21 protein-coding genes are annotated in these 22197 nt (G+C 61.4%); 13 read left to right on the top strand and 8 right to left on the bottom strand.

The genetic code is table 11. The features are described 5' to 3' along the window. Positions 1-966, top strand: a complete 966-nt coding sequence (locus tag NN484_RS05270; RefSeq protein WP_215500615.1) for a GlxA family transcriptional regulator — start codon at positions 1-3, stop codon at positions 964-966. 132 nt (positions 967-1098) lie between these two features. Here the strand turns inward: NN484_RS05270 and NN484_RS05265 are convergent, their stop codons facing one another. Further along, positions 1099-3510 carry a penicillin acylase family protein gene (locus tag NN484_RS05265; protein WP_215500616.1) on the bottom strand — a complete coding sequence of 804 codons (2412 nt, stop codon included), beginning with the start codon at positions 3508-3510 and terminating at the stop codon, positions 1099-1101. Positions 3511-3612: 102 nt separating this feature from the next. Next, entirely contained in the window at positions 3613-4191 is a 579-nt protein-coding gene (locus NN484_RS05260; RefSeq protein ID WP_127647979.1) for a DUF6436 domain-containing protein, read from the bottom strand. A gap of 99 nt (positions 4192-4290) precedes the next feature. Here NN484_RS05260 and bipL point away from each other — a divergent pair, with 99 nt between their 5' ends. After that, positions 4291-5241: a phospholipase BipL gene (gene bipL / locus NN484_RS05255; protein WP_215500617.1), complete on the top strand. Its 951-nt coding sequence runs from the start codon at positions 4291-4293 to the stop codon at positions 5239-5241. 100 nt (positions 5242-5341) lie between these two features. Here bipL and NN484_RS05250 read toward each other — a convergent pair whose 3' ends face one another. Continuing rightward, complete coding sequence (locus NN484_RS05250; RefSeq protein WP_215500618.1) at positions 5342-6094, bottom strand: DUF2059 domain-containing protein; 753 nt, start codon at positions 6092-6094, stop codon at positions 5342-5344. Positions 6095-6202: 108 nt separating this feature from the next. On the opposite strand from NN484_RS05250, the gene NN484_RS05245 reads away from it, so the two are divergent. After that, complete coding sequence (locus NN484_RS05245; protein WP_127647976.1) at positions 6203-6835, top strand: 2OG-Fe(II) oxygenase; 633 nt, start codon at positions 6203-6205, stop codon at positions 6833-6835. A gap of 1 nt (position 6836) precedes the next feature. Next, entirely contained in the window at positions 6837-7322 is a 486-nt protein-coding gene (locus NN484_RS05240) for a 2-thiouracil desulfurase family protein (RefSeq protein WP_127647975.1), read from the top strand. Between the two features lie 119 nt (positions 7323-7441). Here the strand turns inward: NN484_RS05240 and NN484_RS05235 are convergent, their stop codons facing one another. Then, a complete protein-coding gene (locus NN484_RS05235) occupies positions 7442-8011 on the bottom strand; it encodes a transporter substrate-binding domain-containing protein (protein ID WP_215500620.1) in 570 nt (189 codons plus the stop codon). Between the two features lie 134 nt (positions 8012-8145). On the opposite strand from NN484_RS05235, the gene NN484_RS05230 reads away from it, so the two are divergent. Further along, positions 8146-8571, top strand: a complete 426-nt coding sequence (locus NN484_RS05230; protein WP_274658693.1) for a DUF4399 domain-containing protein — start codon at positions 8146-8148, stop codon at positions 8569-8571. Positions 8572-8676: 105 nt separating this feature from the next. Here the strand turns inward: NN484_RS05230 and serA are convergent, their stop codons facing one another. Further along, positions 8677-9906, bottom strand: coding sequence for a phosphoglycerate dehydrogenase (gene serA / locus NN484_RS05225; protein ID WP_127647972.1), 1230 nt, complete (start codon positions 9904-9906; stop codon positions 8677-8679). A 206-nt stretch (positions 9907-10112) separates the two neighbouring features. Here serA and NN484_RS05220 point away from each other — a divergent pair, with 206 nt between their 5' ends. From NN484_RS05220 to NN484_RS05205, 4 genes are all read left to right on the top strand, one after another. Beyond that, on the top strand, positions 10113-11507 hold the full coding sequence (locus NN484_RS05220) for an FAD-binding oxidoreductase (protein ID WP_274658692.1): 1395 nt from the start codon (positions 10113-10115) through the stop codon (positions 11505-11507). 39 nt (positions 11508-11546) lie between these two features. Beyond that, a complete protein-coding gene (locus NN484_RS05215; RefSeq protein ID WP_274658691.1) occupies positions 11547-12212 on the top strand; it encodes a fumarylacetoacetate hydrolase family protein in 666 nt (221 codons plus the stop codon). Between the two features lie 257 nt (positions 12213-12469). Continuing rightward, on the top strand, positions 12470-13393 hold the full coding sequence (locus tag NN484_RS05210) for an SdiA-regulated domain-containing protein (RefSeq protein ID WP_274658690.1): 924 nt from the start codon (positions 12470-12472) through the stop codon (positions 13391-13393). A 198-nt stretch (positions 13394-13591) separates the two neighbouring features. Then, a complete protein-coding gene (locus tag NN484_RS05205; RefSeq protein ID WP_274658689.1) occupies positions 13592-14509 on the top strand; it encodes an SdiA-regulated domain-containing protein in 918 nt (305 codons plus the stop codon). Between the two features lie 149 nt (positions 14510-14658). Here NN484_RS05205 and rpiA read toward each other — a convergent pair whose 3' ends face one another. After that, entirely contained in the window at positions 14659-15333 is a 675-nt protein-coding gene (gene rpiA, locus NN484_RS05200) for a ribose-5-phosphate isomerase RpiA (protein ID WP_007965573.1), read from the bottom strand. Positions 15334-15633: 300 nt separating this feature from the next. On the opposite strand from rpiA, the gene ilvA reads away from it, so the two are divergent. Beyond that, a complete protein-coding gene (ilvA, locus tag NN484_RS05195; RefSeq protein ID WP_027610533.1) occupies positions 15634-17148 on the top strand; it encodes a threonine ammonia-lyase, biosynthetic in 1515 nt (504 codons plus the stop codon). A 39-nt stretch (positions 17149-17187) separates the two neighbouring features. Next, positions 17188-17613 (top strand): DUF2269 domain-containing protein, encoded by a 426-nt coding sequence (locus NN484_RS05190; RefSeq protein ID WP_127647968.1) that lies wholly within the window; start codon positions 17188-17190, stop codon positions 17611-17613. Positions 17614-17724: 111 nt separating this feature from the next. Here the strand turns inward: NN484_RS05190 and NN484_RS05185 are convergent, their stop codons facing one another. Continuing rightward, positions 17725-18381, bottom strand: coding sequence for a histidinol-phosphatase (locus tag NN484_RS05185; protein ID WP_274658688.1), 657 nt, complete (start codon positions 18379-18381; stop codon positions 17725-17727). Positions 18382-18524: 143 nt separating this feature from the next. Between NN484_RS05185 and NN484_RS05180 the strand changes: the two genes are divergently transcribed. Together NN484_RS05180 and ptsP are read left to right on the top strand one after the other, a co-directional pair. Beyond that, entirely contained in the window at positions 18525-19004 is a 480-nt protein-coding gene (locus tag NN484_RS05180; protein ID WP_003229203.1) for an RNA pyrophosphohydrolase, read from the top strand. A 22-nt stretch (positions 19005-19026) separates the two neighbouring features. Further along, on the top strand, positions 19027-21306 hold the full coding sequence (gene ptsP / locus NN484_RS05175) for a phosphoenolpyruvate--protein phosphotransferase (protein WP_127647966.1): 2280 nt from the start codon (positions 19027-19029) through the stop codon (positions 21304-21306). A 137-nt stretch (positions 21307-21443) separates the two neighbouring features. Here ptsP and NN484_RS05170 read toward each other — a convergent pair whose 3' ends face one another. Continuing rightward, on the bottom strand, positions 21444-22190 hold the full coding sequence (locus tag NN484_RS05170; protein ID WP_274658687.1) for an NRDE family protein: 747 nt from the start codon (positions 22188-22190) through the stop codon (positions 21444-21446). Positions 22191-22197: the final 7 nt, after the last annotated feature.

Genomic DNA, 22197 nt, shown 5'->3' with positions numbered 1-22197 from the left:
ATGAACAAAACCGTCGCCATCGTGGTGTTCCCCGGCGTGCAGGCGCTGGATGTCAGTGGGCCGATGGATGTGTTCGCCGAGGCCAATCGGTTTCTGCCGCCCGAGGATCACTATCGGCTGGAGGTGATTGGTGTCGAGCAGGGCCCGATGGCCTGTTCCAACGGTTTGAACCTCAGTGCCCATCGGCATTTCAGCGAGGCGCTCGACGCCTGGGACTTGCTGTTGGTGGCCGGTGGGTCGCAGTTGCCGTTCATGGATTTTGGCCGCGTGTTCGATGCCTGGCTGCGCGAAGCCAGCGCCCGTGCGCGGCGTTTCGGTTCGATCTGCAACGGTGCGTTCATGCTGGCGCGGGCGGGGCTGCTGGAAGGGCGCACCGTCACCACCCACTGGAATGATGCCGAAGCCTTGGCGCAGTTGTGTCCATCAACCCGGGTCGAGGTCGATCGCTTGTATGTCGAGGACGGCGCGCTCTACACCTCGGCCGGGGTCACGGCGGGGATCGATCTGTCGCTGTACCTGCTGGCCTGTGATCACGGCGCCGAGGTGGCGCTGAGCGTGGCCAGGCGCCTGGTGGTGTTCACTCAGCGCTCGGGCGGGCAGTCGCAGTTCAGCCCGTTCCTCACGCCGCATGCGGAGCCGACGTCGGCGGTGGCGATGGTGCAGTTGTACGTGTTGGCCAATCTCACCGGCGATCTGGCGATTGCCGATCTGGCGAATGCGGCGAACATGAGCGCGCGTAACTTCTCCCGGGTGTTTGCCCGCGAAGCCCGGGTCACTCCGGCGGAGTTCGTCGAACAGGCGCGGGTGGATGCGGCGCGGGTGATGCTTGAAAGCACCACGGCGCCGTTGAAGACCGTGGCGTATCAGTGCGGGTTTCGTGATGCGCAGCACATGCGCAGTGTGTTCAACCGCCGGCTGGGCGTGACACCGCAGCAGTTTCGGCTGAATTTTGCGCTGGTGCTCTGAGAGATGTATTGGGTTGAAGGGCCTCATCGCGAGCAGGCTCACTCCTACAATTAACCGCGTTCCCTCTGAAAAAATGCGATCAACTGTAGGAGCGAGCCTGCTCGCGATAGGGCCAGACCGGCCAGCACAAAACTACTGGGCAGCCCTTGCCGGCAACAGCTTCAAGGTACTGCGGGTGTTGGCCGTCACTTCTTCCTCGCTGAAGTGCGCCTGCACATACATCCCCTCGACGTACGCCTCGGCCTGATCGTCATAGTGGCTGTCGAACGGCACGCCGCTCTGGCCGACCGGGTTGATGGTCAGGCTGTGCGCCGGGTCGGCGAAGTCCACCAGGCGCCGCGTCGAAGGTCCGTAAGTCACCGGCCATGGCGCCGGGCCGAGCTTGGCCGAGAGGTTGTTCGGTACTTCATGGCTGCCTGGCGCGGCGAATGGCCCGACGTTGACGATGCGGTCCAGTGGCTTCTGTTGCCCCAGTGGATGACCGTGGGTCAGGGTGTGCGCCGTGCCCCATTGCCAGGCGGACGGGGTGTCACCGAGGGTCTGTTTCAGGTGCGTCATGCTTGCCTGCCACGCCGCTTTGACGATGTCGGCACGGGTCTCCTTGTTCGGTGTGTCGCGGTTGTCCCACCACGGCGAATCGGCGTTCGCTGCCAGGCGCGGCAGGGCGGCATCGATCACCCGGGTCGGCAGTAGCGTTTCGAAGAAGTCGTTGCCCAGCTCATCGCGCATGGCCGCATCGGCGAGGTCGTAGAGGAACTGGTTGAACACTGTGGCGCTGACCGAATCCAGCGGATAGTCGCCTTGCCACTGTGCCAGTTGCTCGACCAGTTTCAGTTGTGCCGGATCGCTCACCACTTCCCGTAGCACCGGCAGCAACGGCGCCAGCGTGCGCGGGCCGTAAGCGGTGGTGGTGCCCAGTTGCAGCTTCTGGTTGGCCTCGTTGCTCCACTTCACATTCTTGTCGCTGAGCTGGCGGTTGAGCTGCTGACCGCGATCGGCCAGGTTGTAGTAACCGGGAATCTCCATCCCGGTCGGCGACAGCGGCTGGAAGTTGGCTGAGACGATGTAGCCGCGCGCCGGGTTTTCTTCCTGCGGGTTGGCGCTGAACGGGTAGTAGCCGTCCTTGTCCGCCTGATTGCTGCTGCCGTCGAGAATGAAGGCCGGCTTCACCCCGGCAGGGCGTTTGGGCAGCAACGCCGAGGCCCACCAGGCGATGTCGCCCTTGGCATTGGCGTAGACGATGTTCAGCCCCGGTGCCTGCACCTTGGCCGCTGCCGCGCGGGCCTTGGCCAGCGTGTCGGCGCGGTTGAGCTGATAGAAACCTTCGAGGATCGGGTTCGGCGTTTCGAGGAACGCCCACCACATCGCGATCGGTGTTTTGCCGGCAGCGGTGCCCAGCGCGTCGTTGACGATCGGGCCGTGGGGCGACTGGCGCAGGGTGAGTGTCACCGGTGCCTGGCCCTTCACCGCGATCTGCTGCTCGGTGCTGACCAGATCGGTCCACTGGCCGTGGTACCAGACCTGATTGGGGTTGTCCGGGTTGACCTTCTCGGCGATCAGATCCAGATCGTCGTTCTGGAACATGGTCAGGCTCCAGCCGAAATCCAGGTTGTGCCCGAGAAATGCGAATGGCACCAGCGCCTGATGGTGGCCGTACAGTTCAAAGCCCGGCGCCGACAGTTGCGCCTCGTACCACACCGAAGGCACCGAGAAGCGAATGTGCGGGTCGCCGGCCAGCAACGGTTTGCCGCTCTGGCTGCGGCTGCCGGCGATCACCCAGGCGTTGCTGCCTTCGAATTGCGGCAGGCCGTTTTCGATCAGCGCCTGCTCGCTGAGGCGGGCGAGGGCGTTGAGGTCTTTCCAGTCGCCGGCGGCGAGGGCTGGTGTCGGGTTGGCGCGACCTTTGGCGAGCACGCCCTTGGGCTGCCAGTCGAGGTCGAAGACGTTGAGGTAATCGGCACCGAGTTGATCACGCACGTAGGTCAGCAGCGGTTCGGTGCGAAACGCGGCGGCAAAGCTGTAGGCCATGTAACCGGCGACGCTGATGCTGTCCTCAGCCGTGAACGGCCGCTTGGGGATGCCCAGCACGTCGAACTCGACCGGTGCAGCGTGGCTGTCCTGATATTGGTTGATGCCGTCCAGATAGGCTTGCAGGGCCTTCCACGCCGGTGACTGCTTATCGAGACTGGCGACATAACTGACGGCGCGTTCGCGGATGCGCAGGCTGCGGAACAGTTTGTCGGTGTCGAGCAGCTTCGGCCCGAGCACTTCGGCCAGTTCGCCGCGCGCGAGACGGCGCATGGCTTCCATCTGGAACAGGCGGTCCTGGGCATGCACGTAGCCCAGGGCGCGATAGAGGTCGGTTTCGTTTTCGGCGCGAATGTGCGGTACGCCACGCTCGTCGTAACGCACGGTCACCGAACCTTGCAGGTTGCGCAGCTCCACCTGGCCCTGACGCGTTGGCTGTTTGCTGTAGACGTACCAGCCGACGCCAGCGAGCAGGACAACGATGAGCAAGGCAAGAACGGTGAAGACGCGTTTCATGGTGACTCCTTGTGCATGCGGGATTGCCGCCCGTCGGGCTGCAAACAATTAGCACAGACTTTGCGTGCCGTGCATCGCTGTCCTTGAAAAGTCTGGAATGCCTTACTGCACCACCACCGGCCACGGACAATAGCAACCGACCGCCAGGGTGTGCGTGGCGTTGACCGGGCGATCATCCATCAGCGCGTTGAGGATCGGTTCGATAAAACTGTTGCTGGAGTTACAGGTCAGGCCTTCGCTGTAGGGGCCGAAGTACGCCAGTTTGCCGCTGCGGTCCCAGATCGCCACGGCGGGGCTCGCCGGCACTTGCTCGGCGCCAGGCAGCACGGCGATGGTTTTCAGGTTGCTCAGGGGGGCGGGCAACTGGCCGTGGCTGCCAGCCCTTTGCACCGCGAAGAATTCCACGCCGCGCGGGCCGAACTGCTCGACCATTTCCGTCAGGTGCTGTTGATTGCCGACGTTGCACGGGCAGGCCGGGTCCCAGAAGTGCACGAGACGGATTTTGCCAGGGCCGGCCAGTTCATCGGGCAGGCGCAACGGATCACCGGAAAACACCGCCGTGTGCTGACTGAACGCGCGCAGATAACGCCCTTGAAACCAGTCGTACGCCGCCCACAGCACCCCGGCACACACAAGCGCGAGCAGGCTGGCAAACAGTGCGGTGCGGTAGGGCGAGCGCATGGTTTTCGATCCCGAAGAGGTGGGCTAGCTTGCCATGCTTGCCGCAACAGATGAATATCGCAGACCGATAAAGTCTGTTTACCGCTCTGGAATACCCGCATGCCTGACACTTTCGATGCCGATCATTTACGCGCCAGCCTCAAGCCTTTGGCCCAGTGGCAGCCGTTGTCGGACGAGGCGAAGGCGTATCAGCGGTTCTACCAGACCGACTTCCCCGAGCGTGATGTCTGGCGCGGCATGGGCCGTTTCGAGGTGGACGGTTATGAACTGGTCAGCCATTGCTGGTGGCCGGAAAAGGTCAAGGGCACACTGTTTCTGCTGCACGGTTTTTACGACCATACCGGGCTCTATCGGCATGTGATCGAGTGGGCGCTGGATCAGGATTTTGCCGTGATCGCCTGCGATTTGCCGGGGCATGGCCTGTCGAGCGGAGCGCGGGCGAGCATTCGCGATTTCTCCGAATATCAGGACGCGCTGCAGGCGTTGTTCGCCGAGGCCAACTCGATTGCCCTGCCGCAACCCTGGCACCTGTGCGGGCAAAGCACCGGTGGTGCGATCGTTGTCGACCATGTGCTCAACCATGGCGAGCACAGTCCGGCGCAAGGTCATTTGATTCTGTTGGCGCCGCTGGTGCGTCCGCGTGCGTGGGGTTGGTCGCAGCTCAGTTATTACCTGCTGAGACCTTTCGTGCGGGGCGTCACCCGGCGCTTCAGCGAAAACTCCAACGACCCGGCCTTCCTGCCGTTCCTGCAGGCCGATCCGTTGCAGCCCAAACGCTTGCCGACGGCGTGGGTCGGCGCACTGTCGCGGTGGATCATCCGTGTGGAACACGCGAAAAAAAGTCCGCGACGGCCACTGATCATTCAGGGGCAGGCGGACATGACCGTGGACTGGCAGCACAATTTGCAGGTGATGAAATGGAAGTTCGACCGGCCACAGATTCTGTTGCTGCCGCAGGCGCGACATCATCTGGCGAACGAGACGCTGGAGATGCGTGAAGAGTATTTCGAGTTTCTGAACAAGCGGATCAGAGGGCGGAATCTTCAGTGATTCCGAGGGCCTCTTCGCGAGCAAGCTCGCGCCCACAGGAGACCGCGATCAAATGTAGGAGTGAGCCTGCTCGCGATAGGGCCCTGTCAGGCGATAAAGATCACTGACCCAGGCTCGAAGAGCTTTGCCCCACCGCCAGTCCCGCCCGAATCGCCGCCAGCGCCGCCTGATAATAAGCCTTGCCCTCGGTGGACTCGGCAAATGTCGCGAACTGCTCGAGTTCGTCATCCGACAGATCACGATAAACGTAGAGCAAAGTGTTGTTCATGTCAGCGCCGATCTGATCCATCAGGCGCTGACGCTGACCGTTCAGCATGCCTTGCGCCTGACCACCGCCGAGCAGGCCGGGAATCATCGAACTCAAACTGTCCGCCGCCACGCCGGCAATCGCCAGGCTGACTTCGGCGCCGGCCTCGCGCGCCGGCAGCGCTTGCGCCAGATGGCCGATGATCAGCAGGCGGCTGTCGCTGGCTTGCATCTTCGGCAGGCCTTTGGCGTTTTTCGCCAACTGATCGCGCCGGGTTGCCAGCAGCTCGGCAGCGACGATCTTGCGGCCCAGCGGTGACTGGAAGAAGGTCAGCGCCGGTTGTGGATCGGCAAGGTGCTGGCGCAGCTGCGCTTCGGCACGCTGATCCATGGCCTGGGGGGCGAAGCGCTGGTTGCTGTTGTTGACCAGGGCTTGAAACACCGCAGGCGGCAGGTTGTTCTGGTAGCGCTGTTGCGCGGCGCTCAGGGCATCATTGAAATGCGCACGTTGATCTGGCCAGCCGGCGATCTTGTACAGCTGATCGTGGCCGTCCGCCCAGGCGGGCAAAACGCAGAACATCAACAGTGAAAAAAGCAAACGGCGCATAGGGACTCCTGTCAGCAGCGGACTATTCTCCGTGCGGTGCCGGTACTTGTCGAGAATTCGTAGCAAGCCGCTGCGTGGCTCTGTCGGATTTCTTGCCGCGGGCATACTATGCGCGCCATGCAAATATCCTCTGAACACCCGCTGCTGTTACGCATCGTCGACGACCTGGCCGAACATGGCTGGTCGCAGCAGAACATTTTCCTGCCCGCGGGTTTGACCCGTGAGCTGGCGGCCGAGTGCCGCAAACGTGAGGCCGAGGGTGAGCTGGCACCGGCGGCGGTGGGCCGTGGGCCGTTTTCGGAGATTCGCGAGGGGATTCGTGGCGACCACATCCAGTGGATCGACCCGGGGCAGGCCGAAGCCAGCGACCGTTATCTGAACCTCATGGACAGCCTGCGCGAGGCGCTCAATCGCGGGTTGTTCCTGGGGCTTGAGGATTTCGAGTGCCATTTCGCCCTCTATCCGCCGGGCGCGTTTTACCGCAAACACGTCGACCGCTTCCGCGACGACGATCGGCGCATGGTCTCGGCGGTGATCTACCTCAATGACGGCTGGCTGCCGGAAGACGGTGGCCAGTTGCGCATGTATCTGGGCGAAGACCGGGTCCATGACGTGCAACCCACCGGCGGCTGTCTGGTGGTGTTCCTCTCTGGCGAAGTGCCGCATGAAGTGCTGCCGGCGAACCGCGAACGCCTGTCGCTGACCGGCTGGTTCCGTCGCCGTGGCAACGAGCCGTTCTGAGATGCAGAAGATTCTGGTCAGCCGCTGCCTGCTGGGCCACCGCGTGCGTTACGACGGCGGGGCCAGCGGGCCGTTCGATCTGCTCGAACAGTGGATCGGCGAAGGGCGCGTGGTGCCGCTGTGCCCGGAAGTCGCCGGTGGTCTGCCAACCCCACGTGCAGCGGCGGAAATCCCGGGCGGGCAGGGCGCTGAAGTGCTTGATGGCAAGGCAGCGGTGATCACCACCGAGGGTGAAGACGTCAGCGCACAGTTTCTCGATGGCGCGCGGCAGGCGCTGGCGTTGGTGCAGAAGCACGGCATTCGGGTTGCGGTGCTCAAGGCCAACAGTCCCTCTTGCGGGAATTTGTTGACCTATGACGGGACGTTCAGTGGGGTGAAGGTCTCCGGTGAGGGCGTGACGGCGGCGCTGCTCAAACGCCATGGGGTGCAAGTCTTCAGCGAACTGGAGTTACTGCAAGCCGCACGGGCCCTGACGCAACTCGACTAAAAGCCCACCGCAAATCTCATGTAGGAGTGAGCCTGCTCGCGATGGCGGTGTGTCAGTTAACGATTATGTCGACTGACCTGACGCCATCGCGAGCAGGCTCACTCCTACAGGTGTTGAGTTCACTCGGGTTTGGTGAGCCACTTCTCCGACAACGCCGCCAGGCGTCCGTCGGCCTTGATCCGCTGCAACGCACCCGCAAGGCTGGCCTGAAACGCCGGATTACCCTTCTGAAACGGAATCGCCAACTCCACTGGCGTACTCTCTTTCGGCTTCTCTTGCGTCAACGCCTGCACCAGCACCATAGGTCGTGGCTGCTCGTCCTTTTTCGCCAGCAGCTGTGAGTCGACCTTGCCGTACGCCTCGCTGAAATCGAAACGATCCTTGAGTTCAGGTGTCAGTGCTATGTGATTGAGCGCAACGTCGTACTTGCCGCTTTCAACGCCCTGGAGCAAGTCTGCTTCGTCAGTGACGATGAAGTCGGCACGCACATCCAGTTCGTTGGCCAATTGTTGCCCCAGCTCGACCTCGAACCCCGTGAGTGTGTCGCCATCCTTGAAATTGAAGGGCGGTGTATTAGCCTCAAGGGCAATGCGCAACTCGCCACGGTCGTTGACGTCATCAATCAGTTCGGCGTGAGCCAAAGGGCTCAAAAGGGGTAGCAGGCAGATCAGGCCAGGCAGAAAACGCATGGTCACTCCTTTGAAATCATTATGGCGGCCGGTTTTTCTGGCGCGCTTTGCTATGGTTGACGAGTGCCTTCGACAACGAATGGTCATGAAGTTGTCATGACCACGCGGATTTTACGGAAAAACTGGAGAAGAAAATGAAAAGCTTTATGTCACGTGCAGCGTTGGCGGGTGTGCTGATGGGTGTTTCGGTGTTGGCCAGTGCCGCCACACCGGCCCCGAAAGGCGCCGAAGTGTTCATCGTTTCTCCCGAGGATGGGGCCACGGTGTCTCAGGAGTTCAAGGTCAAGTTCGGCGTCAAGGACATCGCGCTGGCACCGGCCGGTGATGTCACCAAAAACACCGGCCACCACCACTTGCTGATCGACGTCGACAAGCTGCCGGCGGCGAGTGCGCCGATCCCGAATGACGCGAACCACATGCACTTCGGCAAGGCGCAGACCGAGGCCACGATCAAACTGGCACCGGGCAAGCACACCCTGCAGCTGGAGCTGGGCGACAGTGGTCACATGCCGTTCGATCCGCCAATCGTCTCGAAGAAAGTCACCGTCAACGTCGAATAAAAAAAGGGAGCCCTTTCGGGGCTCCCTTTTTTATCGCTGCAAGCTTCAAGCTGCCAGCCTCAAGTTAAACACTTGCCGCTAGTAACTTGAGGCTTGTAGCTGCTCTTAGAAGAGTACACGGCTACGGATAGTACCGTTGACGTGTTGCAGCTTCTCTTGCGCCAGCTCCGAGTACTCGGCGTCGACGTCGATCACCACGTAACCGACTTTCTCGTTGGTCTGCAGGAACTGACCGGAGATGTTGATTCCGTTTTCGGCGAAGACCTTGTTGATCTCGCTCATCACACCCGGGATGTTCTCGTGGATGTGCAGCAGGCGGTGCTTGCCAGGGTGAGCCGGCAGGGCCACTTCCGGGAAGTTCACCGACGAAACGGAGGTACCGTTGTCGCTGTACTTGACCAGTTTTTCCGCCACTTCCAGACCGATGTTGGCTTGCGCTTCGGCGGTCGAGCCACCGATGTGCGGGGTCAGGATCACGTTGTCCAGGCCACGCAGCGGGCTTTCGAACTCTTCGTCGTTGGAGCGTGGCTCCACCGGGAACACGTCGATGGCCGCGCCGATCAGGTGCTTGTCCTTGATCGCGTCCGCCAGGGCGTCCAGCTCGACCACGGTACCGCGCGCGGCGTTGATCAGGATGCCGCCCTTCTTGATGGCGCGGATTTCCTTCTCGCCGATCATCCACTGAGTGGCAGCGGTTTCCGGAACGTGCAGGGTAACGATGTCGGACATGGCCAGCAGCTCGTGCAGGTTGCCGACCTGAGTGGCGTTGCCCAGCGGCAGCTTGGTCACGGTGTCATAGAAGAACACCTGCATGCCCAGGCCTTCAGCCAGAACCGACAGCTGCGTACCGATCGAGCCGTAGCCGACGATGCCCAGTTTCTTGCCACGGATCTCGAAGGAGTTGGCTGCGGACTTGATCCAGCCGCCACGGTGGCAGGAAGCGTTTTTCTCAGGGATGCCGCGCAGCAGCAGGATGGCTTCGGCCAGCACCAGTTCCGCTACGGAACGGGTGTTGGAGTACGGCGCGTTGAACACGGCGATACCGCGCTCGCGGGCAGCACTCAGGTCAACCTGGTTGGTGCCGATGCAGAAACAACCGACCGCTACCAGCTTCTTCGCGTGATCGAAGATCTCTTCGGTCAGTTGGGTGCGCGATCGAATGCCGATGAAGTGAGCGTCAGCGATCTTTTCCTTGAGCTGGGCTTCCGGCAGGGAGCCTGTCAGGTATTCGATGCTGGTGTAGCCCGCCGCCTTGAGGACGTCGACAGCCGATTGGTGGACGCCTTCGAGAAGAAGGAACTTGATCTTGCTCTTATCGAGAGAAGTCTTGCTCATCTGCGTAAACCTGTATCCCGGAGAAAAATGGCAGGGAGGGGAGCAGCCTGGAGCTGACCCGGACGACAAGAATGTCGTCACCGCAGAACTGGCCTTGGGCACTGGCCTGCGGGGTCGGTATGCTAGCATAGCCACCCCGCGAAACACTCATTCCTGCGACGTGAAGCGTCTTCAGGATGACCATGAATAGTTCGAGAGTTCTGTCGATGACCAATCCTGTCCTGATTGATGAACTGAAGACCCTGGTCGAGCCTGGCAAGGTCCTGACCGACGCCGACTCCCTGAATGCGTACGGCAAGGATTGGACCAAGCACTTCGCCCCCGCGCCGAGCGCCATCGTGTTTCCCAAGACCATCGAACAGGTGCAGGCCATCGTCCGTTGGGCCAACACCCACAAGGTGGCGCTGGTGCCATCCGGCGGGCGAACCGGGCTTTCTGCCGCCGCCGTGGCCGCCAATGGCGAAGTGGTGGTGTCGTTCGACTACATGAACCAGATTCTCGACGTTAACCTCACCGACCGCACCGCCGTTTGTCAGCCGGGTGTGGTCACCGAGCACTTGCAGAACGTCGCCGAGGAAAACGGCCTGTACTACCCGGTGGATTTCGCTTCGGCCGGTTCCAGCCAGATTGGCGGCAATATCGGCACCAATGCCGGCGGAATCAAGGTGATTCGCTACGGCATGACCCGTAACTGGGTGGCCGGCATGAAAGTGGTCACCGGCAAGGGCGATGTGCTGGAATTGAACAAGGACCTGATCAAGAACGCCACCGGTTACGACTTGCGCCAGTTGTTCATCGGCGCCGAAGGCACCCTCGGTTTCGTGGTTGAAGCGACCATGCGTCTTGATCGCGCACCGAAAAACCTCACTGCGATGGTCCTCGGCACCACCGATTTCGACTCGATCATGCCGGTGCTGCATGCGTTCCAGGGCAAGCTCGACCTGACCGCGTTCGAATTCTTCTCCGACAAGGCCCTGGCCAAAGTGCTGGGCCGTGGCGATGTGCCGGCGCCGTTCGAAACCGACTGCCCGTTCTACGCGCTGCTGGAGTTCGAAGCGACCACCGAAGAAGTGGCCAACAGCGCCTTGGAAACCTTCGAGCACTGCGTCGAGCAGGGCTGGGTGCTGGACGGTGTGATGAGCCAGAGCGAAACCCAGCTGCAGAACCTGTGGAAGCTGCGCGAGTACATCTCCGAAACCATCTCGCACTGGACACCGTACAAGAACGACATCTCGGTCACCGTGTCGAAAGTGCCAGCATTCCTGCAGGAAATCGACGCGATCGTCGGCGAATACTATCCAGACTTCGAAATTGTCTGGTTCGGCCACATTGGCGACGGCAACCTGCACTTGAACATCCTCAAGCCGGATAACCTGAGCAAGGACGAGTTCTTCGCCAAGTGCGCGACCGTCAACAAGTGGGTGTTCGAAACCGTCGAGAAGTACAACGGTTCGATCTCCGCCGAGCATGGCGTGGGCATGACCAAGCGCGATTACTTGACCTACAGCCGCTCGCCGGTCGAGATCGAATACATGAAAGCCGTCAAAGCGGTGTTCGACCCGAACGGCATCATGAACCCGGGCAAGATTTTCGCGGTTTGATTGGCAATCACTTGAATCAATGAAGGCAGGAGTCGGTAAATGAGCTATCAGCACCAGTATGTCGACGGCACGCGCATTCACTTCCCGATCGGGAAAGTGGTGTGCATTGGCCGTAATTACGCCGAACACGCCAAGGAACTGGACAATCCGGTGCCTACCGAGCCGTTGCTGTTCATCAAACCGGGCAGTTGTGTGGTGCCGCTGGAAGGTGGTTTCAGCATTCCGACCGCGCGCGGTTCGGTGCATTACGAGGCGGAAATCGCCGTATTGATCGGCAAGCCACTGTCGACCAAGCCGAGCCGCGAAGAAGTGCTGGACGCGATCTCCGGTTTTGCCCCGGCGCTGGACCTGACCCTGCGCGACAAACAGGCCGAGCTCAAGTCCAAGGGCCTGCCGTGGGAAATCGCCAAATCGTTCGACGGCGCGGCGGTGATTGCACCGTTCGTGGTCGGCAGCACCTTCGCCGACCTGGCCGACATTGGTATCCGCCTGACCATCAACGGCGAAGTGCGTCAGGACGGCAACAGCAGCGCGATGCTCAACCCGATCGTGCCGATGATCCAGCACATGGCCGGCTGCTTCTCGCTGCAGGCCGGCGACGTGATCCTCACCGGTACGCCGGTGGGCGTCGGGCCGCTGAACGTGGGCGATGACATCGTCCTCGAACTGGTTGGCGCGAGCAGCTTCACCAGCAGCGTACGCTGATTCACGTAATACCCCTGTAGGAGTGAGCCTGCTCGCGATAGCGGTCTGTCAGTCAACGAAAATGTCGACTGACCCGACGCCATCGCGAGCAGGCTCACTCCTGCAGTTGTTCTGTGTCGCGGCTCGCAAAGCCGCACGACAATCCCGCCATTTGCCGTTTTTTTCACATCCTGTCCGGATAATTCCTCTCATTCTGGCGTCTGAGCCGGCCTCTTTGTGCTATTACCCATAGCCTGAATTTTCGGAACGCGTCCCTGATGTCAGCTCAAACTCAGCTCAATCCTCCTCGTCGCTCACGTTTTGCCCTGCGCTGGTATGTCTGGCTGTTGCTGGTGCTCGCCGCCGCTTATGGCCTGGCGTTTGCCATGCATTGGGATGACCGTGGCCTGCTCTGGGTGCGTGAGCGTTTCGAGAGCCAGACCGAGCAGAAGGCGAGCATCTGGTTGCCGGATTATCGGGCGGTCATCGACGGCAAATTGCTGCCGGGCATGGAAAAGGACGAGGCTTCGGACCTGTCCTACAACCCGCAGACCAAAACCCTGTTTTCAGTGATGGGCAAGAATCCGTTCCTGGTCGAGCTGACCCTCCAGGGTGATGTGCTGCGCAAGATGCCGCTGGTGGGCTGGAGCAACCCGGAAGGCGTGACCGTGATGGAAAATGGCCTGCTGGCGATCGTCGATGAGCGCGAACACCTGCTGACCATCGTCAAGGTCGATGCCAACACCCGTGAACTGAATATCGCCGACTTCCCCAAATACGACCTCGGCCCGTCGAAGAACCAGAACAAGGCGTTCGAAGCGATCACTTGGGATCCGCTTAACCAGCAGTTGCTGCTGGGCGAAGAGCGGCCCCCGGCACTGTTCACCTGGAAAAGCGACGGCAGCCAGACGCTCAAGGGCGACAAGCAGAAGCTGGCCAGTGATGAACTGGATATCCGCAACCTCTCGGCGCTGGCAATCGACCCGCGTACGGGCCACACCCTGGTGCTGTCCGCCGACTCGCACCTGCTGCTGGAGCTGGACGAGAAGGGCGATCAGGTCAGCTTCATGACCCTGCTCGGCGGCTTCAATGGTTTGAAGAGCACCATTCCCCGCGCCGAAGGCGTGACCATGGACGACGCAGGTACGCTGTACATGGTCAGCGAGCCGAACCTGTTCTACCGCTTCGAAAAGCAGAAATAAAAGCCTTTCACCGGTCCTCATGTAGGAGCTGCCGCAGGCTGCGATCTTTTGATTTTGTTTTTAGAATCAACGTCAAAAGATCGCAGCCTTCGGCAGCTCCTACACGGTTCTGTTGTGGCGAAGGGCAAGTGGCCATTAAGCTTCAGTTCAGACAGGCGTGATATTTCATCCGCCTGTTTTGATCCCGAGCCTGCCCGAATGCGTCGACTTGCCCGTCCCAAGCCCCTGTTTGTCATCCTGTCAGTGATGGCCCTGATCGCGTTGATCGCGATCGGCCAATGCCTGCGCCTGTTCGAGCGCGCCTGGTTCAATTTGCACACCCTGTGGCAGCCGTTGAGCAGCCAGGCCATCGGCCTGGATCAGTACCGGGTTGAGGTCGAAGCCAGGGTCATCGATGGTCTGAACGACGATGTCTCGGCGCTGACCTACGACCCGGTGCGCCACAGCTTGTTCACCGTGACCAACAAGAATGCCGAACTGGTCGAACTGTCGCTCGAAGGCAAGATCCTGCGGCGTATCGCGCTGATCGGTTTCGGCGATCCGGAAGCGGTGGAGTTCATCAGCGCCGACACATACGTGATCACCGACGAGCGCCAGCAACGTCTGATCAAGGTCCATCTGGAGCAGGACACCGCTTTCCTCGATGCGGCGGACGCTGAGCAAATGACCCTCGGCGTGCACATGAGCGGCAACAAGGGCTTCGAAGGCCTGGCGTATGATTCGGTGGGCAAGCGTCTGTTCGTGGCCAAGGAGCGTGACCCGATGCTGATTTATGAAGTGCACGGTTTCCCGCACTTCAATCCGGAAAAGTCCTACGCGGTACACGTGATCAACAACCCCAAGCGCGATGCCGGGATGTTCGTGCGCGATCTGTCGAGCCTGCAATACGACGAGCGCAGCGGTCATTTGCTGGCGCTGTCTGACGAGTCGGGGCTGATTCTGGAACTGGACGTGGACGGGCGCCCGCTGAGTACCTTGTCCCTGAACAAGGGTCGGCAGGGCTTGCAGAAACGCGTGCCGCAGGCTGAGGGCATTGCAATGGATGATGACGGGACGCTGTATCTGGTGAGTGAGCCGAACCTGTTTTACGTCTTCAAGAAGCCTGCGCAAAACTAACCAGCACCCAAAAACCAATGTAGGCGTGTGCCTGCTCGCGATAGCGGTGTGTCAGTCGACATCAATATCAACTGACAGGCCGCTATCGCGAGCAGGCTCACGCCTACAGGGGGGATTTCATCTGCCCATAAGGTGGGGGCAGTCTTGGCTTACTCAGCCTTAAGGGTTTTCACGCCTTCGCTGGTGCCCAGCAACAGCAGATCCGCCGGACGCGCCGCGAACAGGCCGTTGGTGACCACGCCGACGATCGCGTTGATCTGCGCTTCCAGTTCCACCGGGTTGGTGATCTGCAGGTTGTGCACGTCGAGGATGATGTTGCCGTTGTCGGTCAGCACGCCTTCGCGGTACACCGGGTCGCCGCCCAGTTTCACCAGCTGACGGGCCACGTGGCTGCGGGCCATCGGGATCACTTCGACCGGCAGGGGGAATTCGCCCAACACCGGTACCAGTTTGCTGGCGTCGGCGATGCAGATGAAGGTCTTGGCCACCGCCGCGACGATCTTCTCGCGGGTCAGGGCCGCGCCGCCGCCCTTGATCAGGTTCAGGTGCTCATCGCTTTCATCGGCGCCGTCGACGTAGAACTCCAGGTCGCTGACGGTGTTCAGTTCATACACCGGAATGCCGTGGCCCTTGAGGCGCGCAGCGGTGGCTTCGGAGCTGGCGACCGCGCCATCGAACGCGCCCTTGTGCTGGGCCAGTGCATCGATGAAGCAGTTGGCGGTGGAGCCGGTGCCGACCCCGACGATGCTCTTGTCGTCGAGTTTCGGAAGGATGAAGTCGACGGCGGCCTGAGCCACTGCCTGTTTGAGTTGATCCTGGGTCATGCGGGCTCCGAGGTGCCGAAGAGGGGGGAACGAAAGGCCGGCATTATAGGCCGCGCAGCAGTGCAGGGGGAAACACCCTGTGGTGAGGGGGCTTGCCCCCGTTGGAGCGCGAAGCGGTCCTTTGCATTCTTCCAGGCACATCCCATGCTCAGGTTTACGACTGCTGCGCAGCCGAGCGGGAGCAAGCTCCCTCGCCACAATGGCGTTCCACGGGCTAAAACCACCTGTTTAGTGTGGTCGTCCGGCTGAAAGCCGGGTTAGACTCCTTGGCCCTGCCCAACCGCTCAGTGATGCTTTCCGATGCTCGAACAGTACGTCAAAAAGATCCTCACCTCGCGCGTTTATGACGTTGCCGTAGAAACCCCGCTGCAGAACGCTCGCCAGCTCTCCGAGCGGCTGGGCAATGACATCTGGCTCAAGCGTGAAGACTTGCAGCCGGTGTTCTCGTTCAAGATTCGTGGCGCCTACAACAAGTTGACCCAACTGACCGACGAAGAGCGCGCCCGTGGCGTGGTCACCGCGTCGGCGGGCAACCATGCGCAGGGGCTGGCGCTGGCGGCGAAAGTGCTGGGCGTGAAAGCGACCATCGTGATGCCCAAGACCACCCCGGAGATCAAGGTCGAGGGCGTGCGTTCGCGCGGCGGCAAAGTGGTACTGCACGGCGATTCGTTCCCGGAAGCGCTGGCCTACTCGCTGAAACTGGTCGATGAAAAGGGCTACGTCTACATCCACCCGTACGATGATCCGCACACCATTGCCGGGCAGGGCACCGTGGCGATGGAAATTCTGCGTCAGCACCCGCAACCGCTGGACGCGATCTTCGTGCCGGTCGGTGGCGGCGGTCTGATTGCCGGTATCGCGGCGTATGTGAAATACCTGCGCCCGGACATCAAGGTCATCGGCGTCGAGCCGGACGACTCCAACTGCCTGCAAGCGGCCATGGCTGCCGGTGAGCGCGTGGTGCTGCCAACCGTGGGCATCTTTGCCGACGGCGTGGCAGTGGCGCAGATCGGCCAGCACACCTTCGACATCTGTAAGGACTACGTCGACGAAGTGATCACCGTCAGCACTGACGAGATCTGCGCGGCAATCAAGGATATCTACGACGATACCCGCTCGATCACCGAACCTGCCGGCGCCTTGGGCGTAGCCGGGATCAAGAAGTACGTCGAGTTGCGCGGTGTCAGCGGCCAGACTTTCGTGGCCATCGACTCCGGGGCCAACGTCAATTTTGACCGTTTGCGCCACGTCGCCGAACGCGCCGAGCTGGGCGAGGGCCGCGAAGCGATCATCGCTGTGACCATTCCTGAGCAGGCCGGCAGCTTCAAGGCGTTCTGCGAAGCCATTGGCAAACGCCAGATCACCGAATTCAACTACCGCTACAACACCGGCAGCGAAGCGCACATCTTCGTCGGTGTGCAGACTCACCCGGAAAACGACCCGCGCAGCGCGTTGCTGGCAAGCCTGACCGAGCAAGGTTTCCCGGTGCTCGATCTGACCGACAACGAGTTGGCCAAATTGCACATTCGGCACATGGTCGGCGGGCATGCGGCGCATGTCATCGATGAAGTGGTGTTCCGTTTCGAGTTCCCGGAGCGCCCGGGTGCGCTGTTCAACTTCCTCAACAAACTCGGCGGGCGCTGGAACATTTCGATGTTCCATTACCGTAACCACGGCGCGGCGGATGGCCGGGTGGTTGCCGGTCTGCAAGTACCGCACGACGAGCGTCATCTGGTACCGGCGGCGCTTGAAGAAATCGGCTACCCGTACTGGGATGAAAGCGAGAACCCGGCCTATCAGCTGTTTCTTGGCTGAGCGGCTACGCTGATGGGCAGGCCATAAGGAAATCGAACAATGGAAACGTTAACCGCCCTGAAAGTGGCGCACATGGTGGCGACGGTGGTGTTGCTGGCCAGTGCACTGGGTCTGGGGATCTGGGTTTTTCTGGCGAAGCGCAAAGGTGATGCAACAGCGGGAAGCCGTACCTTGCAACGGCCCCGGGTGTTCATCTGGCTGTTGATGGGGCTGGCGCTGTTGAGCATGCCGTTCACCGGCTGGGGGATGGTGCATCTGGTGGGCTGGCCGCTGGGGCAGACCTGGCTGCTGGCCTCCAGCGTGCTGTACACCGTGGCGGCGCTGGCGTGGTTCTGGCTGCTGGTGCGTTTGAATCGCCTGCGCAAGGCGCCGGGTGGGGTGGGGCGGTTCAGCTTTGCCTTGGCGTTGTTCAGTTTTGTCTGCTTTATCGCCATTGCCGGGTTGATGGGGGCCAAGCCTGTTTAAGGCTGGAGACCGCGTTGACCCCATTCGCGAGCAGGCTCACTCCTGCAGTGACCGCATTCCAGAGTTGGAACTCGGTCAATTGTCGGAGTGAGCCTGCTCGCGATAGCGATATCAGCTCCGCAGCGAGATAACCGGCCAGCCACGCTTCTCGGCTTCAGCGCGCAGATTCGGGTCCGGATCGACAGCGACCGGGTTCGCCACCTGCTCCAGCAGCGGCAGGTCATTCATCGAATCGCTGTAGAAATAGCTGTCATCCAGCGAATGCCCGGTCTCATCCAGCCAGCGATTGAGGCGTGTCACCTTGCCTTCGCGGAAGCACGGAATGTCGGTGCTGCGCCCACTGTAGCGGCCGTCGATCATTTCGCATTCGGTGGCGATCAGGGTTTCGACGCCCAGACGCATGGCAATCGGTCCCGTCACGAAGCGGTTGGTGGCGGTGATGATCACCAGTTTGTCGCCGGCGTCACGGTGCTGTTTCAGCAGGTCCAGGGCCTTGGGCAGCACGATCGGCTCGATGCAGTCGCGCATGTAATCGTTGTGCCACTGATCGAGCACGGCCATTTCGGTGCGGCCGAGGATTTCCAGGCAGAAGTTCAGGTACGCGGCGTTATCCAGCTTGCCGGCCAGGTAATCCTGGTAGAACTCGTCGTTGCGCGCCTTGTACGCCACCGGATCGAGGAAGCCGCGTTCGCACAGATAATCGCCCCAGGCGTGATCACTGTCGCCGCCCAGAAGGGTGTTGTCCAAATCGAATAGAGCCAGGCGCATTGCAGTTACCCGCTGAAAAGTCAGTAAAAAGGCGACAAGAATACGGTCTTTTCACAAGAGTGCACATAAGGTAGGAACCTTCGTTGCCGCCTTATCAACCTTTGTGGAACAATGCGGCGACATGCGTTTGCGAGGTTGTTGCCGTGATCGACCCCGATGGTTTCCGCCCCAATGTCGGGATCATTCTGACGAATGACGCCGGCCAGGTGCTATGGGCTCGCCGTATCAATCAAGATGCCTGGCAGTTTCCGCAGGGGGGAATCAATCCCGAGGAGACGCCGGAAGACGCCTTGTACCGCGAGCTGAACGAAGAAGTTGGCCTGGAACGTGAAGATGTTGAAATACTGGCCTGTACCCGGGGCTGGTTGCGCTATCGTTTGCCGCAACGTCTGGTGCGTACTCACAGCCAACCGCTGTGCATCGGCCAGAAGCAGAAATGGTTTCTCCTGCGCCTGATCTCCAACGAGCAGCGGGTGCGGATGGATTTGACCGGTAAACCGGAGTTCGATGGCTGGCGCTGGGTCAGTTATTGGTATCCGTTGGGCCAGGTGGTGACATTCAAGCGCGAGGTGTATCGACGCGCCCTCAAAGAGCTTGCCCCGCGCCTTTTAGCGCGCGACTGACGACGGAGTTCGACCCCGAGCCATGCTCAATACGCTGCGCAAGATCGTCCAGGAAGTTAACTCCGCCAAGGATCTCAAGGCGGCGTTGGGGATTATTGTGTTGCGCGTCAAAGAGGCCATGGGCAGCCAGGTCTGCTCGGTCTACCTGCTTGATCCCGAGACCAACCGCTTCGTCCTGATGGCCACCGAGGGCTTGAACAAGCGCTCGATCGGCAAGGTCAGCATGGCACCCAACGAAGGTCTGGTGGGTCTGGTCGGCACGCGTGAAGAACCCCTGAACCTCGAAAACGCCGCGGATCACCCGCGCTACCGCTACTTCGCCGAGACCGGTGAGGAGCGCTACGCCTCCTTCCTCGGGGCGCCGATCATTCACCATCGCCGCGTCGTCGGCGTGTTGGTCATCCAGCAGAAAGAACGCCGCCAGTTCGATGAAGGTGAAGAAGCCTTCCTCGTGACCATGAGTGCGCAGCTTGCCGGGGTTATCGCCCATGCCGAGGCCACCGGTTCGATCCGTGGCCTGGGCCGTCAGGGCAAGGGCATTCAGGAGGCCAAGTTCGTCGGTGTGCCGGGTTCGCCGGGTGCCGCCGTCGGTACGGCGGTGGTGATGTTGCCGCCGGCGGACCTGGACGTCGTCCCGGACAAGCACATCACCGACATCGACGCCGAACTGGCGCTGTTCAAGACTGCCATCGAAGGCGTGCGTGCCGATATGCGCGCGTTGTCGGCCAAACTGGCGACCCAGCTGCGCCCGGAAGAGCGCGCGCTGTTCGACGTTTACCTGATGATGCTCGACGATGCCTCGCTGGGCAGCGAAGTCACCACCGTGATCAAGACCGGCCAATGGGCCCAGGGCGCGCTGCGCCAAGTGGTTACCGATCACGTCAATCGTTTCGAACTGATGGACGACGCCTACCTGCGCGAACGTGCGTCAGACGTCAAAGACCTCGGCCGCCGCCTCTTGGCGTACCTGCAGGAAGAGCGGCAGCAGAACCTGGTCTACCCGGAAAAAACCATTCTGGTCAGCGAAGAGCTGACGCCGGCGATGCTCGGCGAGGTGCCGGAAGGCACGCTGGTCGGTCTGGTTTCGGTACTCGGTTCGGGTAACTCCCACGTCGCGATCCTGGCCCGGGCCATGGGCATCCCGACGGTGATGGGCCTGGTCGACCTGCCGTACGCCAAGGTCGACGGCATCGAGATGATCGTCGACGGGCATCGCGGCGAGGTCTACACCAACCCCAGCGACGTGCTGCGCAAGCAGTTCGCCGAGGTGGTGGAAGAAGAGAAACAACTGGCGCTGGGTCTCGACTCCCTGCGCGATCTGCCGTGCGTGACCCTCGACGGTCACCGCATGCCGCTGTGGGTCAACACCGGCCTGCTGGCCGATGTGGCGCGCGCACAGAAGCGCGGCGCCGAAGGTGTCGGCCTGTACCGCACCGAAGTGCCGTTCATGATCAACCAGCGCTTCCCGAGCGAAAAGGAACAACTGGCGATCTACCGCGAGCAGCTCGCCGCTTTCCACCCGCAACCGGTAACCATGCGCAGCCTGGACATCGGCGGTGACAAGTCGCTGTCGTACTTCCCGATCAAGGAAGACAACCCGTTCCTCGGCTGGCGCGGGATTCGCGTGACCCTCGACCACCCGGAAATCTTCCTGGTGCAGACCCGCGCCATGCTCAAGGCCAGTGAAGGCTTGAACAACCTGCGGATCCTGCTGCCGATGATCTCCGGCACCCACGAACTCGAAGAAGCCCTGCACCTGATCCACCGGGCCTGGGGCGAAGTGCGCGACGAGGGCACCGACGTTCCGATGCCGCCCATCGGCGTGATGATCGAGATTCCGGCAGCGGTGTACCAGACCAAGGAACTGGCGCGGCAGGTGGACTTCCTGTCGGTCGGCTCCAACGACCTGACCCAGTACCTGCTGGCGGTAGACCGCAACAACCCGCGGGTAGCCGATCTCTACGACTACTTGCACCCGGCGGTGCTGCAAGCCCTGCAAACCGTGGTGCGCGATGCGCATGCCGAAGGCAAACCGGTGAGCATCTGCGGTGAAATGGCCGGTGATCCTGCGGCGGCGGTGCTGTTGATGGCAATGGGCTTCGACAGCCTGTCGATGAACGCCACCAACTTGCCGAAGGTCAAGTGGATGTTGCGTCAGATCAACCTGAGCAAGGCCAAGGATCTGCTGGCGGAACTGATGACCATCGATAACCCGCAAGTTATCCACAGCTCGCTGCAACTGGCGCTGAAGAATCTCGGGTTGACGAAGATGAATCCGCCAGCGGTCAACAAGGCTCTCTAAAAGGCTGCAGGCCCTGTGGCGAGGGAGCTTGCTCCCGCTGGGCGCGGAGCGCTCCCAATTCGGTCAATGAGGTTCTTCAGAGAAATCGCATTGGCTGGATGCGGCTGCTTCGCACCCTCGCCACATGGGTTGTCGCTTCAGGTATTGATCTCAACTTCCCCCAAATGCCCGCCATACGGCCCAAAGCTGCGCTCAACCATCCGCCGCGTCCCGTCCGCCTGTACGATCAACGCCGTACTCGCCCGCGTCCCGTAACTCTGGCTGGCAATAAACACACTCGACAACAGTGATTCAGTCGCCAGCCCGACCCCGGTGTCCGGCAGCTCGGCAAACGGCGCGGTCTGCGCATCGCCCAGTAACTCCAGCAGTCGCGCCGGCTGCGGATCATCCAGCACCGCGCTTAGCGCCGCCTTCGCCTTGAGCAGTTTCGGCCACGGTGTGTCCAGCCCGGCATTCGATAGCCCGTAGACCCCGGACGCCAGCATTACCGGCTCGGACGTGCGCGCATTGAAGTGCCACAGCTCGTGGGCATTGCCCAGCAGCAGGTTGAACCCGGCGTACTCCGGTGATCGATCGACCACATCGCGCAAATAATCATCCAGTGACGCATTGCCCGCGAGAAACCGCGCCACCAATTCTCCCCGCGACTTGCGCGCCGGCGGCTGGTGCGGATCGCGGATATTGGTCAGCGCGGCAAAACGCCCGTTGGCGCCGATCCCCAGCCACGTGCCGCCCGCTTCCAGATCGCGACCGGCGTGCACGTGCGGCGCTTGCGGCCATTGCGCCAGCGGCAGGCTGGGCCGGGCATAGAACTCGTCACGGTTGGCCGCGACGATCAGCGGCTGGGCATGGCCCGGGCGCCAGGCAAAAACAATCAGGCACATAAGGTGA

This window comes from Pseudomonas serboccidentalis, from assembly GCF_028830055.1.
In the GTDB taxonomy this organism is placed as follows: Bacteria; Pseudomonadota; Gammaproteobacteria; order Pseudomonadales; family Pseudomonadaceae; genus Aquipseudomonas; species Aquipseudomonas serboccidentalis.
The sequence above is the reverse complement of the archived record's forward strand: the minus strand, read 5'-3'. Positions and strand labels throughout refer to the sequence as shown.

Bases quoted from the DNA above. Each gene is read 5' to 3' on its own strand.
- NN484_RS05270 (WP_215500615.1), top strand. From the start codon at position 1: ATGAACAAAACCGTCGCCATCGTGGTGTTCCCCGGCGTGCAGGCGCTG.
- NN484_RS05265 (WP_215500616.1), bottom strand. From the start codon at position 3,510: ATGAAACGCGTCTTCACCGTTCTTGCCTTGCTCATCGTTGTCCTGCTC.
- NN484_RS05260 (WP_127647979.1), bottom strand. From the start codon at position 4,191: ATGCGCTCGCCCTACCGCACCGCACTGTTTGCCAGCCTGCTCGCGCTT.
- bipL (WP_215500617.1), top strand. From the start codon at position 4,291: ATGCCTGACACTTTCGATGCCGATCATTTACGCGCCAGCCTCAAGCCT.
- NN484_RS05250 (WP_215500618.1), bottom strand. From the start codon at position 6,094: ATGCGCCGTTTGCTTTTTTCACTGTTGATGTTCTGCGTTTTGCCCGCC.
- NN484_RS05245 (WP_127647976.1), top strand. From the start codon at position 6,203: ATGCGCGCCATGCAAATATCCTCTGAACACCCGCTGCTGTTACGCATC.
- NN484_RS05240 (WP_127647975.1), top strand. From the start codon at position 6,837: ATGCAGAAGATTCTGGTCAGCCGCTGCCTGCTGGGCCACCGCGTGCGT.
- NN484_RS05235 (WP_215500620.1), bottom strand. From the start codon at position 8,011: ATGCGTTTTCTGCCTGGCCTGATCTGCCTGCTACCCCTTTTGAGCCCT.
- NN484_RS05230 (WP_274658693.1), top strand. From the start codon at position 8,146: ATGAAAAGCTTTATGTCACGTGCAGCGTTGGCGGGTGTGCTGATGGGT.
- serA (WP_127647972.1), bottom strand. From the start codon at position 9,906: ATGAGCAAGACTTCTCTCGATAAGAGCAAGATCAAGTTCCTTCTTCTC.
- NN484_RS05220 (WP_274658692.1), top strand. From the start codon at position 10,113: ATGACCAATCCTGTCCTGATTGATGAACTGAAGACCCTGGTCGAGCCT.
- NN484_RS05215 (WP_274658691.1), top strand. From the start codon at position 11,547: ATGAGCTATCAGCACCAGTATGTCGACGGCACGCGCATTCACTTCCCG.
- NN484_RS05210 (WP_274658690.1), top strand. From the start codon at position 12,470: ATGTCAGCTCAAACTCAGCTCAATCCTCCTCGTCGCTCACGTTTTGCC.
- NN484_RS05205 (WP_274658689.1), top strand. From the start codon at position 13,592: ATGCGTCGACTTGCCCGTCCCAAGCCCCTGTTTGTCATCCTGTCAGTG.
- rpiA (WP_007965573.1), bottom strand. From the start codon at position 15,333: ATGACCCAGGATCAACTCAAACAGGCAGTGGCTCAGGCCGCCGTCGAC.
- ilvA (WP_027610533.1), top strand. From the start codon at position 15,634: ATGCTCGAACAGTACGTCAAAAAGATCCTCACCTCGCGCGTTTATGAC.
- NN484_RS05190 (WP_127647968.1), top strand. From the start codon at position 17,188: ATGGAAACGTTAACCGCCCTGAAAGTGGCGCACATGGTGGCGACGGTG.
- NN484_RS05185 (WP_274658688.1), bottom strand. From the start codon at position 18,381: ATGCGCCTGGCTCTATTCGATTTGGACAACACCCTTCTGGGCGGCGAC.
- ptsP (WP_127647966.1), top strand. From the start codon at position 19,027: ATGCTCAATACGCTGCGCAAGATCGTCCAGGAAGTTAACTCCGCCAAG.
- NN484_RS05170 (WP_274658687.1), bottom strand. From the start codon at position 22,190: ATGTGCCTGATTGTTTTTGCCTGGCGCCCGGGCCATGCCCAGCCGCTG.